General features: G+C 67.8%; 11 protein-coding genes. 7 read left to right on the forward strand and 4 right to left on the reverse strand.

The genetic code is table 11. From position 1 onward, the window contains the following. The first annotated feature begins 2 nt into the window (after positions 1–2). The 3 genes from D187_RS02945 to D187_RS02955 all read left to right on the forward strand — a co-directional run bounded on the left by D187_RS02945 (position 3) and on the right by D187_RS02955 (position 4,513). Positions 3–2,540, forward strand: a complete 2,538-nt coding sequence (locus tag D187_RS02945; protein WP_002622950.1) for a TonB-dependent receptor domain-containing protein — start codon at positions 3–5, stop codon at positions 2,538–2,540. After that, positions 2,537–3,772: a hypothetical protein gene (locus D187_RS02950; RefSeq protein WP_002622949.1), complete on the forward strand. Its 1,236-nt coding sequence runs from the start codon at positions 2,537–2,539 to the stop codon at positions 3,770–3,772. The genes D187_RS02945 and D187_RS02950 overlap by 4 nt, the downstream gene beginning before the upstream one ends. A 120-nt stretch (positions 3,773–3,892) precedes the next feature. Beyond that, a complete protein-coding gene (locus tag D187_RS02955; RefSeq protein WP_002622946.1) occupies positions 3,893–4,513 on the forward strand; it encodes a response regulator in 621 nt (206 codons plus the stop codon). A 10-nt stretch (positions 4,514–4,523) separates the two neighbouring features. On the opposite strand, the gene msrQ is transcribed toward D187_RS02955, so the two are convergent. The 3 genes from msrQ to D187_RS02970 are packed head-to-tail and all read right to left on the reverse strand — an operon-like array spanning position 4,524 to position 6,944. Beyond that, complete coding sequence (gene msrQ / locus D187_RS02960; RefSeq protein ID WP_002622944.1) at positions 4,524–5,144, reverse strand: protein-methionine-sulfoxide reductase heme-binding subunit MsrQ; 621 nt, start codon at positions 5,142–5,144, stop codon at positions 4,524–4,526. A 5-nt stretch (positions 5,145–5,149) separates the two neighbouring features. Continuing rightward, positions 5,150–6,160, reverse strand: a complete 1,011-nt coding sequence (gene msrP / locus D187_RS02965; RefSeq protein ID WP_043428223.1) for a protein-methionine-sulfoxide reductase catalytic subunit MsrP — start codon at positions 6,158–6,160, stop codon at positions 5,150–5,152. A 34-nt stretch (positions 6,161–6,194) separates the two neighbouring features. Then, the gene (locus tag D187_RS02970) at positions 6,195–6,944 is read right to left on the reverse strand and encodes a fatty acid desaturase (RefSeq protein ID WP_002622940.1); all 750 of its coding nucleotides are present in this window, start codon (positions 6,942–6,944) and stop codon (positions 6,195–6,197) included. A gap of 475 nt (positions 6,945–7,419) precedes the next feature. Here D187_RS02970 and D187_RS02975 point away from each other — a divergent pair, with 475 nt between their 5' ends. The 4 genes from D187_RS02975 (at position 7,420) to D187_RS02990 (ending at position 13,249) form a co-directional block, all read left to right on the forward strand. Continuing rightward, positions 7,420–10,041 carry a DUF5916 domain-containing protein gene (locus D187_RS02975; protein ID WP_002622938.1) on the forward strand — a complete coding sequence of 874 codons (2,622 nt, stop codon included), beginning with the start codon at positions 7,420–7,422 and terminating at the stop codon, positions 10,039–10,041. 194 nt (positions 10,042–10,235) lie between these two features. Beyond that, positions 10,236–10,517 (forward strand): hypothetical protein, encoded by a 282-nt coding sequence (locus D187_RS02980; RefSeq protein WP_002622936.1) that lies wholly within the window; start codon positions 10,236–10,238, stop codon positions 10,515–10,517. 137 nt (positions 10,518–10,654) lie between these two features. After that, on the forward strand, positions 10,655–11,986 hold the full coding sequence (locus D187_RS02985; protein ID WP_162159614.1) for a dTDP-4-dehydrorhamnose 3,5-epimerase family protein: 1,332 nt from the start codon (positions 10,655–10,657) through the stop codon (positions 11,984–11,986). Between the two features lie 45 nt (positions 11,987–12,031). Further along, positions 12,032–13,249, forward strand: coding sequence for an MFS transporter (locus tag D187_RS02990; protein ID WP_002622933.1), 1,218 nt, complete (start codon positions 12,032–12,034; stop codon positions 13,247–13,249). Positions 13,250–13,299: 50 nt separating this feature from the next. On the opposite strand, the gene D187_RS02995 is transcribed toward D187_RS02990, so the two are convergent. After that, positions 13,300–14,988, reverse strand: a complete 1,689-nt coding sequence (locus D187_RS02995; protein ID WP_002622930.1) for a DUF8614 domain-containing protein — start codon at positions 14,986–14,988, stop codon at positions 13,300–13,302. Positions 14,989–15,040: the final 52 nt, after the last annotated feature.

The raw sequence follows: 15,040 nt of genomic DNA on the forward strand, positions 1-15,040 counted from the left end.
AAATGGTGAAGAACCCGACCGCCCTGAAGCGAGCCGGCACGCTGGCGCTGTTGTTGTGCGCGGGCACGGCCTTCGGCGACCCCCGCCTGGAGGCCCGCCGCCACTTCCGCAACGGAATGAGCCTCATCTCCCAGGGCAAGTACGACCCGGGCATCGCCGAGCTGCTGGAAGCCTACGCCATCAAGCCCCACGCCAACGTCCTCTACAACATCGCCCGCGCCTACCAGGACGCGGGCCGGGTGCCCGAGGCCGTGGAGTACTACCGGCGCTATATCGACGCCTCGCCCCCGGACGCCGCCCGCGTGCGCACCACGCTCGCGAAGCTCGAGCAGTCGCTCCAGGACCCCGAGGCCAGCGCGCAGGCCGGCGCGGCGGGCCCCTCCACGGGGAAGCCCGGGCTGCCTCCCATGCCCATCGCCCCCGGCCCCGAGGCGGCCCGGTCGCTCGCCGCGCTGGTGGAGCGCCTGGAGAAGGCCATCGCCCGCGCCGAGGCCCTGCCGGATGCCTCCGGGGCCGCCCCTTCCGCGCGGCCCTCGTCGGAGACGCCCTCCGCGGGTGACGCGGCCATGGCCTCCACCGACGACGAGGGCGCGGTGCCCTACGAGGAGCGCGTGGTGACGGCCAGCCGCCGTGCCCAGTCCTCGCTCGAGGCGCCCAACGCCACCACCGTCATCACCGCCGACGACATCCGCTTGTCGGGCGCCACCACCGTGCAGGACCTGTTGCGCCGCGTGCCGGGGGCCGAGGTGATGACGATGGGGGCGGGCAGCGCCAACGTGTCGCTGCGTGGCTTCAACCAGCGCCTGGCCAACAAGGTGCTCGTGCTGGTGGACGGACGCACCGAGTACCAGGACTTCCTCGGCATGACGCTCTGGTCCTCGCTCCCGGTGGAGCTGGACGACATCGAGCGCATCGAGGTCATCCGCGGCCCGGGCAGCGCGCTGTACGGCGCCAACGCCATGCTCGGCGTGGTCAACATCATCACCCGCGCGCCGGGCACCGGTCCCCGCGCGCGCTTCCAGGGCTACACCGGCACCGGCAACATGGCCGGCGGCCACTTCGTCACCCATGGCGGCGCGGGCGCGCTGCACTACCGCGCCTCGGCGGGCTACTCGCAGGCGGACAAGTGGAGCCGGGACTTCGCCGAGGATCGTCCCGACATCGTCATCCAGGACCCCGAGAAGGACCTGGGCGTGCGCAGCGCGCGCGCCACCCTGGCCACCGTCTACCAGTTCAAGCCGGGCACCGAGCTGGGCCTGTCCGGCGGCGTCAACCGCCTCTACACGGAGGCCTACCCACCGGGCGCCCTGCGCAACTTCTACGTGGACGGGGTGACGGGCTTCGTCAAGGCGGACGCGAACCTGGGCCCCCTGAAGGTGAAGGCCTTCTGGAACACGCTGTCGGCCGACGCGGGGCCGCAGTACCAGGCCCACGGCCAGCGCCCGCTCGCCACGCGCATCGACTCCAACATCTTCAACGCCGAGCTGCTCTACAGCCACAACTTCTCGCTGCTGGGCGAGCACCAGGTGAACGTGGGCGTGGAGGGGCGGCTCAAGCGCGTGGCGTGGGACTACCTGGTGACGCTGCGCGAGGAGCTGCACGGTGCCGCCTTCATCCAGGACGAGTGGAGGATCGCCCAGCCCTTCCGCATCATGGCCTCCTACCGCGCGGACCGGCACCCGCTGCTGGACAATGGCAAGCCGGGCCTGGCGCACTCCCCCCGCATCTCCGCGCTCTACATGATCCGCGAGGGCCATGCGCTGCGCGCCAGCGCCGCCTCCGCCTTCCGCGAGCCCACCTTCCTGGAGAGCTACGCCGCGCTCGCCTTCCCCGTGCCCGGAGTCAACGGCGCCAACCTGCTCACCCAGGGCAGCCGCACGCTCAAGCCCGAGCGGCTGCTGGCCTTCGAGCTGGGCTACCGCGGCGAGGCGCCCCGGCTCGGCATCGACTGGGACGTGGCCCTCTACCAGAACACCGTGTACGACCTCATCCAGCTGTCCGCCGTGCAGTCGGCGACGGCGAATGACTCGTGGGACACGACCACCGGCTCCTACCTGCTGGGCCGCTCGTACTTCCAGAACGAGGCGGCCGTCTACACCGCGCGCGGCGCCGAGGCCGGCGTGACGCTCGCCCCGGTGGACGGCCTGGGCATCAAGGTCACCGCCGCCTTCCAGAACCTGACGGCCGAGGGCGAGGACGGCCTGTGCGGCCCCTGCACCCAGGCGCCCCAGGTGAAGCTCTACGGCGGCGTCACCTACCGCACGCGGCAGAACCTGGAGCTGGGCATGGAAGTGGCCTGGTCGTCCGCCACCCAGTGGGTGGAGCGCGAGCCCGCGGCGGACGAGCCCACCCGCATCGACGCCATCGCCAATGCCCTGCCCTCCTACGCCGTCATCAGCGCCCGCGTGGGCTACATGCCGGTGAAGGACAAGGTCTCGGTGGCCCTCGTGGGCACCAACCTGGGCCCCCCCCATACCGAGCACCCCTTCGGCAACCGCATCCAGCGCCGCGTGCTCGCCCTCCTGACGGTGACTCCATGAGCGCCCTTCGCCCCACCCTCCGCTGGGGGCTCGTCCTCGCGGGCCTGCTGTCCCTCCACTGCGATCCCCCCCCCGTCGAGGCCACCGCGGATCACCGCCAGCGCCAGAACCTGTCGCGCATCGAGGGCCAGGTGGTGGTGCAGGGCCGCGTGCGCGGCAACGCCATCGTCCTGCTCTATGACGCCGCCCGGCCGCCGCCGCCCCAGGGCACGGGCCGCCCGCTGAGCTTCGCCGTCATCCCCCAGGAGCGGCTCTTCGGCCCGGCGGACGACACCTCCGCGGGCCCCTTCACCGCGCCCTACACCTTCAGCCTCGTGGCCCCGGGGCGCTACCTCGTGCGCGGCTTCATCGACGCGGACACGTGCCGCACCCTCCCCCAGCCCTGCCACACCCCGGACTTCATCCCCTGGTACACCGTCACCGGCGAGCCCAACGCCGGGGACATGGGCGGCGCCGCGGTGGACCCCGTCACGCGCGCGCCCCGCGTGCTGGAGATCGCCGCGCACGCGGACGGCACGCTCCCGGCCCTCACCGGCGTCAACGTGCTCTTCGGCGAGACGAGCACCGTGCCCGTGGATCGCCCCGCCTTCTGGGTGGACAGCTCCCCGCGCTTCGGCACGGCGAGCATCAAGCTGCTGGATCTCAAGCCGCTGCAGATCCACCAGGGCGCGGTGGACCAGCGGCCCACCGCCATGCTCGTGCGCTTCGTGGACGAGAACACGGACGGCCAGCCCGACGACGCCAACGGCGACGGCACGCCCGACCTCTGGCCCCGCGTCGTGGTGCGCAAGCTCGCCGAGGGCGAGTCGCTCACCGACGCGCAGCGGCTCGCCGACGAGAACGACCTGGACCGCAATGGCATCCTCGATGCCGAGGGCGTGGAGTACCCGCGGTTGGAGGGGCTGGGCGATGGACAGCCGGACCTGGTCGTGCTCGCCGCGGGCTTGGACACCGCGGTGCTCAACTCCATGCGCAAGCCCGACGGCGCCTGGAACATGGGCCCCGTGTTCGTGGACTCCCTGCGCCTCGTCGTCCAGGCCCGGGCGTTCGACGCGCGCAACCCCCAGCAGCCCCAGCCCCTGCGCGCCGTGCCCCCCGGACGCTACGCCATCACCCTCATCCACTTCACCGGCCAGACGTGGCGCGTGCCCAACGATCTCTCCCCGTCCGTGGCCACCACCCATGGCCTGCCCGAGGTGAGGAACCAGTCCTTCGCGCTCGAAGTTCCCTGAGAACTCGGATTCCCCACACCTCCCACCTCACAGGACTTTGACTTCGGGGTGTCCGTGGGCGAACATGGTCACCTGGTCTGGAGGTGTGTGTGGGGGGGGGACATTGCACGGAGATTCCCAATGAAGTCGGCCACCGTTGTGCCTGAAGTGATGGCGACGTCCACGTCACGTTCCACGTCGATCGCTCCCGAGTCGGCGCGTCCCACGGGTGTGTCCGCGGGCGCGGTGACCCGTCCCGGCCTGATGCCCGAGACGCCGCGGCCCTTTGGCACGCTCAACGCCGAGACGGCGCGCGCCTTCGCCGTGGCGGCCCACGAGACCCGCCCCTTCGCCCGTATCGAGCCGGGCGTGAAGCCCCAGCGCGTGCTGCTGGTGGACGACAGCCGCTCCATCCGCACGCTGCTGAAGATCTACCTGATGGCGCGCGCCTTCGAGTACATCGAGGCGGAGTCGGCCGAGGCGGCGCTGGCGGAGCTGGAGAAGCAGCCGGTGGACCTCATCCTCACCGACTTCCACATGGACGGGATGAACGGGGCGGACTTCGCCGCCGCGGTGCGCGCGCACAAGGACACGAAGGTGACGCGCATCCCCATCCTGATGATGACGGGCGACGCGAACGCGGCCGAGGTGCGCAACAAGGGCCAGAAGGCGGGCATCAACGCCTTCGTGCGCAAGCCGGTGAGCTGCGCCCAGCTCATGACGCTGGTGGACACCATCCTCCCGGCGCCGAAGAAGGAGTAGCCGGAGTTCCTCAGGTGGCCGACAGAGCCGCGCGAGCCCGGCGCTTGCGGACGGCCTCGGCCAGGCGGATGGCGAAGAGCAGCGCGAGCACCCCGCCATAGACGAGCGGCTCGGTCACGTCCTGCTTCACCCGCCACACGAAGTGCACCACCCCGAGCGACACCGCCACGTAGGCGAGCCGGTGCAAGCGCTGCCAGCGGGGAAAGCCCAGGCGGCGCACCATGCCCTGGGTGCTGGTGACGGCCAGGGGCACGAGCAGCACCAGTGCCAGCAAGCCCACGGTGATGAAGGGCCGCTTCGTGATGTCCTCGAGGAGCGCCCCCATGCGCAGGCCCTGATCCACCCCCACGTAGACGAGGAAGTGCAGCAGCGCGTAGCCAAAGCCGAGCAGGCCCAGCAGCTTGCGCACGCGCGGGGGCCACGTCCACCCGGTGACGAGCTTGAGCGGCGTGCACGCGAGCGAGGCCACCAGGACGAGCAGGGCGAGCATCCCCGTCTGGTTGAGCACGCGCTCGATGGGGTTGGCGCCCAGGGTGCCGCGCGCGAGCTCGAGCAGCAGCAGGGCCAGGGGGGACAGGCCTCCCACGAGGAAGGCCGGCTTGAGCCAGGGCAGCGGGGGCGAGGAGGCCATGGGCGTCAGAAGTACTTTCGCAGGTCCATGCCCGTGTAGAGGCTCGCCACCTGCTCGGCGTAGCCATTGAAGGGCAGCGTGGGACGGCGGCGCAGCTCGCCGATGCGGCGCTCGGTGGCCTGGCTCCAGCGGGGGTGCGCCACCTGGGGATTCACGTTCGCGAAGAAGCCGTACTCGCGCTCGTTGGCCAGGTTCCACGTGGTGGGCGGCTCCTTCTCCGTGAGCGAGATGCGGACAATCGATTTGATGCCCTTGAAGCCGTACTTCCACGGCACCACGAGCCGCAACGGCGCGCCGTTCTGGTTGGGCAGCACCTTGCCGTACATGCCCACCGCCAGCATCGTGAGCGGGTGCAGGGCCTCGTCCAGGCGCAGCCCCTCGACATAGGGCCACTCGAGCGTGTCCGTGCGCTGGCCGGGCATCTGCGTGGGATCCTTCAAGGTGGTGAAGGCCACGTACTTCGCCTTGCTCGTGGGCTCCACGCGCCGCAGGAGCCCCGCCAGCGGAAAGCCCAGCCACGGAATCACCATGGACCAGGCCTCCACGCAGCGCATCCGGTAGACACGATCCTCCAGGGGGAACCAGGCCTGCATCGTGTCCAGGTCCACCCGCTGCGGCTTGGCCACCTCGCCGTCGATGACGATCGTCCACGGGCGCGGCTTGAGCGTGTGCGCGTTCTCGGCCGGGTCGCCCTTGGCGGCGCCGAACTCGAAGAAGTTGTTGTAGGTGGTGGCGTCCTCGTAGGGCGTGGGCGTCTCGTCGGTGTCGTAGGGACCGCGGGGCCGCTTCGGCTTGGGCACCTCGCCCGCGACCGTGGGAGTCGAGCCCTCGAGTCCGCCCCCGCCCCCTCCGCCACCGCTCCCGGTAGGCCGTCGGCTGAGCAGTTGGAGACCCGTGCCCACGGCGGCGGCCGTCCCCGTGAAGAGCGCGGCGCCCTTGATGAACTCGCGACGGCGCAGATACAGCGACTCGGAGGTGATCTCGGAACCAAGGGGCTCGGGAGGCAGGTGGCGCATGGTGCCTTCCATAACGCCTCAACCCCCCCTCCGGTTACAAGCCCACGGCGCGCTCGGGGGGCGCCGCCGCGGCGCGAGCCCGGGCGTCCCGCATCCTCCACAACGCCCACCAGGGGGTGGAGGGAGATTCATGGTGCTCCCAGTGGTAGCCGAAGAAGTAGCAGGAGAGCATCGCCCACAGGTGGTTGCGCGGCAGGGAGCGCGCGTGGTGGGGCCGCATCTCCGGGGTGTCCGGGCGCCGGTGGGGCAGGTAGGTGCCGAAGTAGAAGAGCTGCACCGTGCCCATCACCGCGGGCGCCACCCAGAAGGCCCAGATGCGCCACGGCTCCACGCCCACCCACAGCAGCACGTTGAACTTGGCCGCCATGACGAGGAACTGCGGCCACGTCATGTAGCGCACCATGAAGGTGGTGAACCAGGGCCAGAAGGACTGGGTGCGGGTGGAGAAGTCCGGATCGTCCGGGCCCGTGGGGTCGCCGTGGTGGGCGCGGTGGTTGACCACCAGGCGCCGGTACGACAGCCCCGCGAAGAGGAAACAGGCGAGCGTGCCCACGGTCTCATTGAGCCACCGGTGGCGACTCACCGTGCCGTGCATGGCGTCATGGCCGGTGATGAACAGGCCCGTGCACAGGTAGGCCTGCAGCGCGATGTGCAGCCAGGCGAGCGGTGAGGCGAGCGACAGCCGCGTCCCCACGAGCAACCAGACGAGGTGACCCAACCACGCCCCGATGACGGTGAGCGCGATGAGGACACCCCAGGGACCGCGAGGAACGTGGCTGCGCATGGGACTCATGTCTCATCATGGCTCCACCCTCCGTGCACGGGAAAGTGCACACGGAGGGTAGGCAGCCAACACGACCAGCGGCCAGCCACGGCGGTGTTGCCCCACCCGACCGCGCTCCCCTCACGGCGCTCGCGCCGAGGCCCTGAGTCCGGACTCCAGAACGACACTCACGTGGGTGTGGCACGCATTGGCCGAGGGCTTCCAGACATCCAGTTGATGTCCTGATGTCAATCCAGGCACACGCGAACCTTCCCCGGAAAACGCGAACAAAATTTGTGCCAGAAATACTTTCTGTTGAACTTCCAGTCGGCCCTCCCTCACTATTCTTGAGAATGTTGGAAGGTAGGAATTACAGGGAGAGGCATGCTGAATGGTTCGTCGACTCTCCGAAGACCGTCGTTCCCGACCAGCCAACGAGGCCGGCCGCACTTCGCGCCTGGCCGCGCCCCGCGCGTCGTCGACGGCCCTGAAGACAATGACGACCGTGCTTCTCGCGCTGTCCGCGCGGGCCAGTGCGCAGACGGAAACGCCCGCGCGTCTCGATGACATGCTCAAGAGCATGACCGCGGCGAGGATCGCCTCGCCGCCAGCGATTGACGGACGGTTGGATGACGAGGCCTGGAAGACGCTCGTCGAGGACGAGCGGTTCACGCAGGCATTTCCCCAGGAGGGCGCGCCTCCCAGCGAGCGAACCTCGGTGCGCATCGGCTACGATGACCACGCGCTCTACATTGGCATCCGGGTGTACGAGTCCGACCCCGGGCAGATCGTCTCCCGCCTGGCACACCGGGATCGCGAGACCGAGACCGACTGGGTCAAGGTGTTGATCGACAGCCGTCATGATCGCACGACGGGATATTCGTTTGGCCTGAGCGCCGCGGGTGGCCAGCTCGACGGGATGATCTTCGATGACACGGAGTTCACCTCGGACTGGGACGCGGTATGGAATGGCGCGGTCGCGCACGACCCGTGGGGGTGGAGCGCTGAATTCCAGATTCCCTTTCAGGTCCTGCGCTTCTCCGAGGCCGCGAGCATGGATTGGGGCTTGCAGGTCGAGCGCTATGTCTCGCGCAACAAGGAGCGCGTTCAGTGGGCGCTCGTGCCCAGCACCGTTCGCGGCAAGGTGTCCCGCCTTGGGACGCTGCGGGGGCTCTCGAGCATCCAGCCCCATCGCTCCTTCGAGTTCAGACCCTTCCTGGTGACCCGGTTCGAGCCCGCCACGGAGACGGAGGGGCTGACGCTCCGCGAGTTCGCCACCCCCTCCCTGCGGCGACTCGCCATCAATGCCGGGGTGGACCTCAAGGTGGGACTCGCCCGGTCGCTCACGCTGGACGCCACCATCAACCCGGACTTCGCTCAACTCGAGGCCGATCAAGCCGTCCTCAATCTCGGCCCCAACGAGACATACTTCCCCGAGAAGCGTCCGTTCTTCCTGGAGGGGCTCGATCTCTTCGACAGTCCCTTGACGCTGTTCTACTCGCGGCGCATCGGCCGCGCCGTCTCCGGCTTGTCGCCCGGCGACCCGATCGAGGCCGCCGACGGCGGTCTGTCGAGGCTCCAGCGCACCTCCCCCACCGTCCCCATCTGGGGCGCGGCCAAGCTGACGGGCCAGATTTCAGAAAACCTGTCGATCGCGGCACTGGGAGCCATCACGGGCGCCGAGGAGGCGACGCTCCTCGGAGCGAACGGCACCCCCTCACGGCTGTCACTCGTCTCCGCGCGAAGCCACGGCGTGCTGCGCGGGCGCTACTCCACCGGGAACGCCACCTACCTGGGGTGGTTCCTGACCGCCGTCAATCGTCTGCAGGGGACGACCTATCTCGCGGATCTCGCTCACGACGCCTACGCCCAGGGCGTGGACGGCCAATGGCAGTCGGTGGATGGACGGTGGCGCCTGGGGGGCCAGCTGGCCCTCTCGCAGCGCGTCGGGGGGCCGAGTCATCGAACCGCGCTCGGGCGCGGCTGTTCCGACACCTCGCTCGAGGGCTGCATCCCCATCACCCGGGACGACGGCACCCGTGTCGGTCCCGGGGACCTGGGCGGCGCGGGACTGCTCTCGGCTGAGTACGAGGGGACCCACTGGCTCGCGGAGCTGTCCTATCAAGTGTTCTCCCCCCGGTTCGACATCCGGGCGATGGGCTTCCAGAACGACTTCGATGCCCACCGCCTCGTGCAAGCCACCGGCTACCGCGAGACACGACCCGGAGCCCTCTTCCAGAACTTCGAGATGGAACTCCAGCACGAGGCCACCATCACCTTCGCGGGCGTTCCAAGCTGGCTCACGAGCGAACTGACCTTCCAGGGCCAGTACCGCAATTTCATGCAGCAGTCCCTCTCTCTCGGAGTGGGTTACCCTTCCTGGAGGACCCGGGAGACGCACGGCGACGGGGGGCGGCTCCAGCGCCCCGCCTACACGTACGCCACCGCGAAGTTCCAGAGTGACACGCGAAAAGTATTGGAACTCAGCACCAGTCTCCTCGGGTACGTGGATGAGCAGAGGGGCTGGGGAGGAAGCCTGGAAGGACGGGTGTCGGCGCGAGTGCTACCTCAACTCGAACTCGAACTGGCGCCCATCCTCGGCTGGGATGCCAATGACATCCGATTCTTCGACTGCCGTGATGACGCGGGCGGCAACTGCAACATAGAGACCATCACGCGTCACTATCGGATTGGACGGCTGGATTCCGGTTCCCTGTCCTTCTTGATGCGTCTGGCCTACACCATCTCGCCCCGGCTCTCGTTGCAGGCCTACGCTCAACTCTTCATGTCCCAGGCTGAATTTTCGCGTTACAGCGAAGCGACGACGACGAGAGAGCACCCGGCCATTTCCTTTGGCCTCCTGAGGAGCTCGAGCTTCAACGGCGATCTCGATGGAGATGGCCTGCAGGACGATGATTTCGAGAATGCGCTGCTGAATGCGAATGTTGTCCTGCGTTGGGAGTTCATCCCCGGGTCGACGCTGATGGGTGTTTATTCGCGCACACAATCAGCGTCGCGGGACCTGCGCGGCGGTCCACCCCACTTCCGCGCGAGCACGCTGGAAAAAGCATCCCCCGAAGACAGGTTTTTCTTGAAAGTGGCTTTCTATAAAGGTTAGTAATCACATCCATAAAACGGCATCTCCTGACAGGGCGGGGAGTCCCCCACCCACCCGATCCACGCTCGTGCACGCGCACGAGTGAGCGGGAGTGCCATGGCTGTCGTACCGAGCAGTAGCAAGCAGTAGCAGTAGAGAGCATGCAGTGTCGTCGTCTTGCTGTTCCCGCCCCGAACACCCTGGAGTCGAACGCCATGATGAACAACGTTGCCGAGTTCTACGCCGCTCCCCAGATGGTCTCCGAGAACGCCTTCAACGACGCGGCCAAGGCACTGCGTGAGAAGGGCGTGCAGGAGAGCGAGGTCTCCGGATTCCTGATTGGCGATCAGACCGTGGAGGAGAAGCTCTCCTTCGTGGCCGGTATCAAGCAGGGTCCGGCGATGGACATCTTCAAGGTGCTCCCGACCGACGACATGACGGCGCTCATCTCCGCCGCGCGCGCGGCCGGCTACGACGTCGAGGTGAGCGAGCTGTAATTCCGCGCCATCGCTCTCCGTAGACATCAAGCCCGACCGCGGAGCCGGTAGTTGTCCGGCTCCGCGGTCGGGGCAGCCGCCACGTGCCCACCACCGCAGATGCGCGAGGTTCCAGACCCGTCATGAACTCCGAGCCCATGTCCATCCCGTTGAACAGCACCGAAGCGCTGCCCATCAAGGGCTTGCACTGGCAGCCACGCTGGCGCATGAACAACGGCCAGGACGACAGCTTCGTCGTTCCCTTCCCGACCAACAATCCGGCCAACATCGTCTTCCACGGCCACAAGAACTTCGACTACGGGCACTTCGGCATCCATCTGGGACAGGAAGATCGCCTCACCTTCATGGGTCCGGAGAACAAGCTCGTCCGCGCCGACTTCGTCGACTGCCGTGCCGGCTCCGAAACGCTGCACCGCCGTCTGAGCATCACGTTCCAGCCTGGGACCCACCGCACGCTGATCATCCCGCCGGGGGTGGCCCACACGTTCTTCGGACTGGAGGACGTCTACACCATCAACGAGTATGGTCTGTTCCTGCCTGATCCCCGGGCCTGGGTGAACCAGCAGACGAGCTGGACCATTGGCAACGACATCATGAACTTCGGGCTGGAGACGCCCGATGACAAGCTGCCCGTCGTCACGCCCAACACCTTCCCCGCCTCGGAGAAGTTCTACACCGAGGTCTTGCGGCGCCAGCAGGCCGCCATCCCGGCGCTCGACACCGAGTTCCCGATGACGCGCGATCTGGACACCGAGGGAAAGAAGGTGCGAGTCGTCCTGCGCAAGCGGGTGGAGAAGAAGGCTTCTCCGTTCCCCGAGTGGGAAGAGATCCAGGGCATCGAGGGCGTGGGCTGGCAGCGACACCTCACCGTGCTGACGGGAGACGAGAGCGGGATCGTTCCCCTGGCGGGTCCGGCCGCCCTGTACGTCGTGGATCACGGCGAGAAGAACTTCACCCACGACTCGTTCGGCATCCACCTGGGCCAGGAGGATCGCCTCACCTTCGTCGGTCCGAAGGATCAGCTCGTCACCCTGCACCTGCTCGATTGCCGCAGTGGCTCCAAGACGCTGCACAAGGCCGTGGACATCACCTTCCTGCCCGATCCCCGGCGATTCCTGCTCATTCCCCCGGGCGTGGCACATGCCTTCCGGCGGCTGGAAAACGTCTTCACCATCAACCGCCCGCGCAACTTCCTCAAGGCCGACGGCAGCTACCGGCCGGGCAGCGATGTGATCGACTGGCCCGTGGAGCGCACTCCGTATCCCGTCCTCGAGGCCAATACGATTCCCGCGGACGAGGCCTTCTACCGGCAACAAGCCATTGCCCAGAAGGATCTCTCCAAGGAGAAGGTCCGCTACGACACGCCCAAGGTCCAGGTGATCACCGATCCCAAGACCGGCAAGCAGTTCCGCGTCGCGCTGCGCCGCCGCGTGGACGCCGAGGAGGGTCCGACGTCGATGTACAACTGAGTCACGCCTCCTGTAGACTGCCACGGCGCCACACCCCGTGAAACCATGAGCACTCGTGCATTCCCGTTCGCCAAGCTTTGGCTGGGCCTCTTCAGTGTCTATCTTGGCGATCAGATCCTGCTCTTCGCCGTTCCACTCATCATCTGGAACATGACCGGCAGCATCGCACAAGCCGGGGTGGCCTATTTCATTGAATGGCTTCCCCGGGTGCTCTTCCTCCCCTATGGGGGCGTGCTGATTGATCGCTTCGGCGTGAGGAGGGTGCTCCTCAAGACGGACGCGGCGAAGGTCGTGAGTTGTCTGGTCGCGTTCTTCCTCGTGAAGGAGGAGGCCGGCTACCTCGCCCTGCTGCTGGGAATCTTCAACGCGGTGCTCTCCATTGGCAACGCGCAGACCGTCGTCGCGGCGGATGCCATCCTGGCGCAGACCTACTCGGGAGACGAGTTCTCACGCCGCCAGGCCTCGATCTCCAAGGCCGATCAGTGCTCCATGGTGCTCGGCCCGGCGTTCGCGGCGGGGCTGTCCCTGGTGATTGGCATCAAGCAGTTGCTGCTCGCCGCCGCGGTCTTCTACTTCTTCAACTACATCAACATCCGGTTCATCCTCAGGCACGTGCAGGAGGAGACCCGGCCGGAGTCGTCCCGCTCCGTGCTCGGAGATCTCCAGGTGGGCATCTCCGTCCTGGCGGAGCACAAGTTCCTGCTGCTGCTCACGTGCGTGGCCGCGCTGAACAACATGCTCATCGGCATGCTGGAAGCCGCCGGAGCGGCGATCATCACGGGCAGGCTGAACAAGCCAGACAGCTTCTTCAGCCTGATGAACGTCATCGCGGGATTGAACGGGGTCTTCGCCCTGTCGCTCGTGCCCCTGCTGCTCAAGCGGATGACGGTCCGTACCCTGGGAACCCTGTCGTTCTGCCTGCTCTGTCTCTCCGGAGTCATCGCCAACGTGGCCGACGGCTTCTGGTTCTTCCTGGTCGGCTTCGGGCTGATGATCGGCTCCTCGCTGCTGCTCGGGGTGTATTTCCGGACCGTCCGGGCCACCCTGATCCCACGAGAACACATGGGCAAGGCGGTCGGGCTCATCACCTGCCTGAACCAGGCCTCGCTCCCCCTGACCGGGCTGCTGTTGACGGCGTATGGGGACAGCGTCGGACCACAGCCCCTGGGGCTCATCATCACGGGAGTGCTCGTGCTCGTCGGCGGCGCGGTGCTGTCCCGGGATGCGACCAAGAAGGTGGAGATCGCCCCCGAAGGGGCGTGAATCACGCCTCGGGCCCTCGGCCCGAGGCGGCGCCAGAAGCCCCGGTCGTACTAGCGAGCGAGCGTGTCGGCGGTGACGTAGCGCGGCTCGATGTCCACGGGGACATTCTCCAGCTTGTCCAGCACGCGCTTCACCTCGGGACGCACCACGCCCCTGGTTTCGAGCAGCGACTCGGCGGCGGCGCGGTTGCCCGCGGCCTGCAGCTCCATGATCTGCTTCGTCAGCGCGGTGACGGACTCGCGGATCTTCTCCTTGACCACGGAGAAGGTGCCATCCTTGTTCACCACCACGGCGCCGGTGTCGAGGAAGTGGTTGAGCAGCACCGCGATGCCCTTGCCATGCGCCTCGCTGGTGCCGAAGCGGATGGAGCGGAACATGGACGCGAGGAACGTCGTGTACATGGTGCGCTCCATTTCCTTGCCAATCACCCCCTTGTCCACCAGGCGCTGGAGGGCCCACAGACCGGAGACATCCGCCTTGGCCTCCTCGAGGGGGCTGGAGGCCGCCTGGAGTGCCTGACGCACCGTGGTCTGCTTTCCCTCCACGGTGATGTTGTGGGGACCCAGGCCGTGCATCAGCTCGTGCATGAGGATGTGGGTGAAGAAGGCATCGAAGGAGACGTCCTTGCGATCCTTCGGCGTGAGCGCCACCTGGGCGATGGGCAGGAGCACGCGCTGGAACTTCGCCTCCTGGATGTTCTTGAGCATCACGCGCTTGGTGCCCTTCTCCGCCGCCACGCGCTCGTCATTGGGCAGGTTGTAGGCCGCCGTCTGCACGCCCCGGTTGCCATCTCCCGAGGAGAAGAGGCTGTTGACGACGCGGATGGGCGCGAGCGCGCCGAGCCGCGGATTGCGCAGCTTCGGCTCGATGGGGAGCGCGTTCTCCAACTCCTGCAGCTCGCCGCTGAACTTCGCGAGCTTCTGCGTCTCGGTGTCATCGCGCACGGTGATGAAGGCCTCGAAGGCGGCCTTGTAGTTGAACCACTCGTCCTCGTAGACCTCGTAGGGCCCGATGGTCGGCTCGATGCTCGCGTCGAGGTCCATCCACGCCACTTCGCTCGGGTAGTAGTCGTTGTTCAGGAAGCTGGCGGCGCGCTGGGTGAGGAACGCGCGGAGCGTGGGCTGGGTGGTGAGCTCGGCGGCCTCGAGCAGCAGGCGCGCGGCCTGGGAGAGTTCCCCCTGGTACTCGACGCTGTAGGGCACGGAGATGAAATTGCCGTCCGGACCCCGGCGCACGGTGGTGAAGAAACCCGTGGCCTGCCGCTGCTGGGCCTCGGGCAGGGACCTCACCCACGTCTCCACCTCGGCCTGGGTGGCGCCGGCCGGGTAGAAGTTGCCCTCGAGCGGCTTGGCGGGCACCCCGGGCACGAAGGGCGCGTTGTGGTCGAGCCGCGACCAGGGACCCTTGTTGAGCAGGAAGGCGTGCAGCCGCTCCTTGCCCAGCGCGGAGGTGTCCTGGAGCAGGGAGAGCAGCAGCGTCTCGTTGCCCGCCCAGGCCTGGCGCATGAAGAGCGGATCCATGATGCGGGCGGCCTGGAGGATCTTCGCGAGCGCACGCCGCTCGCTCTCCGGAAGCTTGGAGACATCCACCTGGATGTCGACGGGGGCGAAGCGCGCCGTCATGCGCTTGAGCTCGGCGGCCGTGGGCAGGCGGGCGGGAGCCGAGGCGGGCTCGGCGGCACCGGCGACTCCCGACAGGAGCAGCGCCGTGGTGGCGAGGGTGCGGAGGGTACGTTTCATGGCCGCCCTTTTACCCTCCCGCGCGCCGGAGTGGACAGCGGAGCTCCCGCCG

This window comes from Cystobacter fuscus DSM 2262, assembly GCF_000335475.2.
Taxonomy (GTDB): domain Bacteria; phylum Myxococcota; class Myxococcia; order Myxococcales; family Myxococcaceae; genus Cystobacter; species Cystobacter fuscus.

What these genes read in the sequence shown, in the direction of transcription:
- D187_RS02945 (WP_002622950.1), top strand. Translation starts at nt 3, where the DNA reads ATGGTGAAGAACCCGACCGCCCTGAAGCGAGCCGGCACGCTGGCGCTG.
- D187_RS02950 (WP_002622949.1), top strand. Translation starts at nt 2,537, where the DNA reads ATGAGCGCCCTTCGCCCCACCCTCCGCTGGGGGCTCGTCCTCGCGGGC.
- D187_RS02955 (WP_002622946.1), top strand. Translation starts at nt 3,893, where the DNA reads ATGAAGTCGGCCACCGTTGTGCCTGAAGTGATGGCGACGTCCACGTCA.
- msrQ (WP_002622944.1), bottom strand. Translation starts at nt 5,144, where the DNA reads ATGGCCTCCTCGCCCCCGCTGCCCTGGCTCAAGCCGGCCTTCCTCGTG.
- msrP (WP_043428223.1), bottom strand. Translation starts at nt 6,160, where the DNA reads ATGCGCCACCTGCCTCCCGAGCCCCTTGGTTCCGAGATCACCTCCGAG.
- D187_RS02970 (WP_002622940.1), bottom strand. Translation starts at nt 6,944, where the DNA reads ATGCGCAGCCACGTTCCTCGCGGTCCCTGGGGTGTCCTCATCGCGCTC.
- D187_RS02975 (WP_002622938.1), top strand. Translation starts at nt 7,420, where the DNA reads ATGACGACCGTGCTTCTCGCGCTGTCCGCGCGGGCCAGTGCGCAGACG.
- D187_RS02980 (WP_002622936.1), top strand. Translation starts at nt 10,236, where the DNA reads ATGATGAACAACGTTGCCGAGTTCTACGCCGCTCCCCAGATGGTCTCC.
- D187_RS02985 (WP_162159614.1), top strand. Translation starts at nt 10,655, where the DNA reads ATGTCCATCCCGTTGAACAGCACCGAAGCGCTGCCCATCAAGGGCTTG.
- D187_RS02990 (WP_002622933.1), top strand. Translation starts at nt 12,032, where the DNA reads ATGAGCACTCGTGCATTCCCGTTCGCCAAGCTTTGGCTGGGCCTCTTC.
- D187_RS02995 (WP_002622930.1), bottom strand. Translation starts at nt 14,988, where the DNA reads ATGAAACGTACCCTCCGCACCCTCGCCACCACGGCGCTGCTCCTGTCG.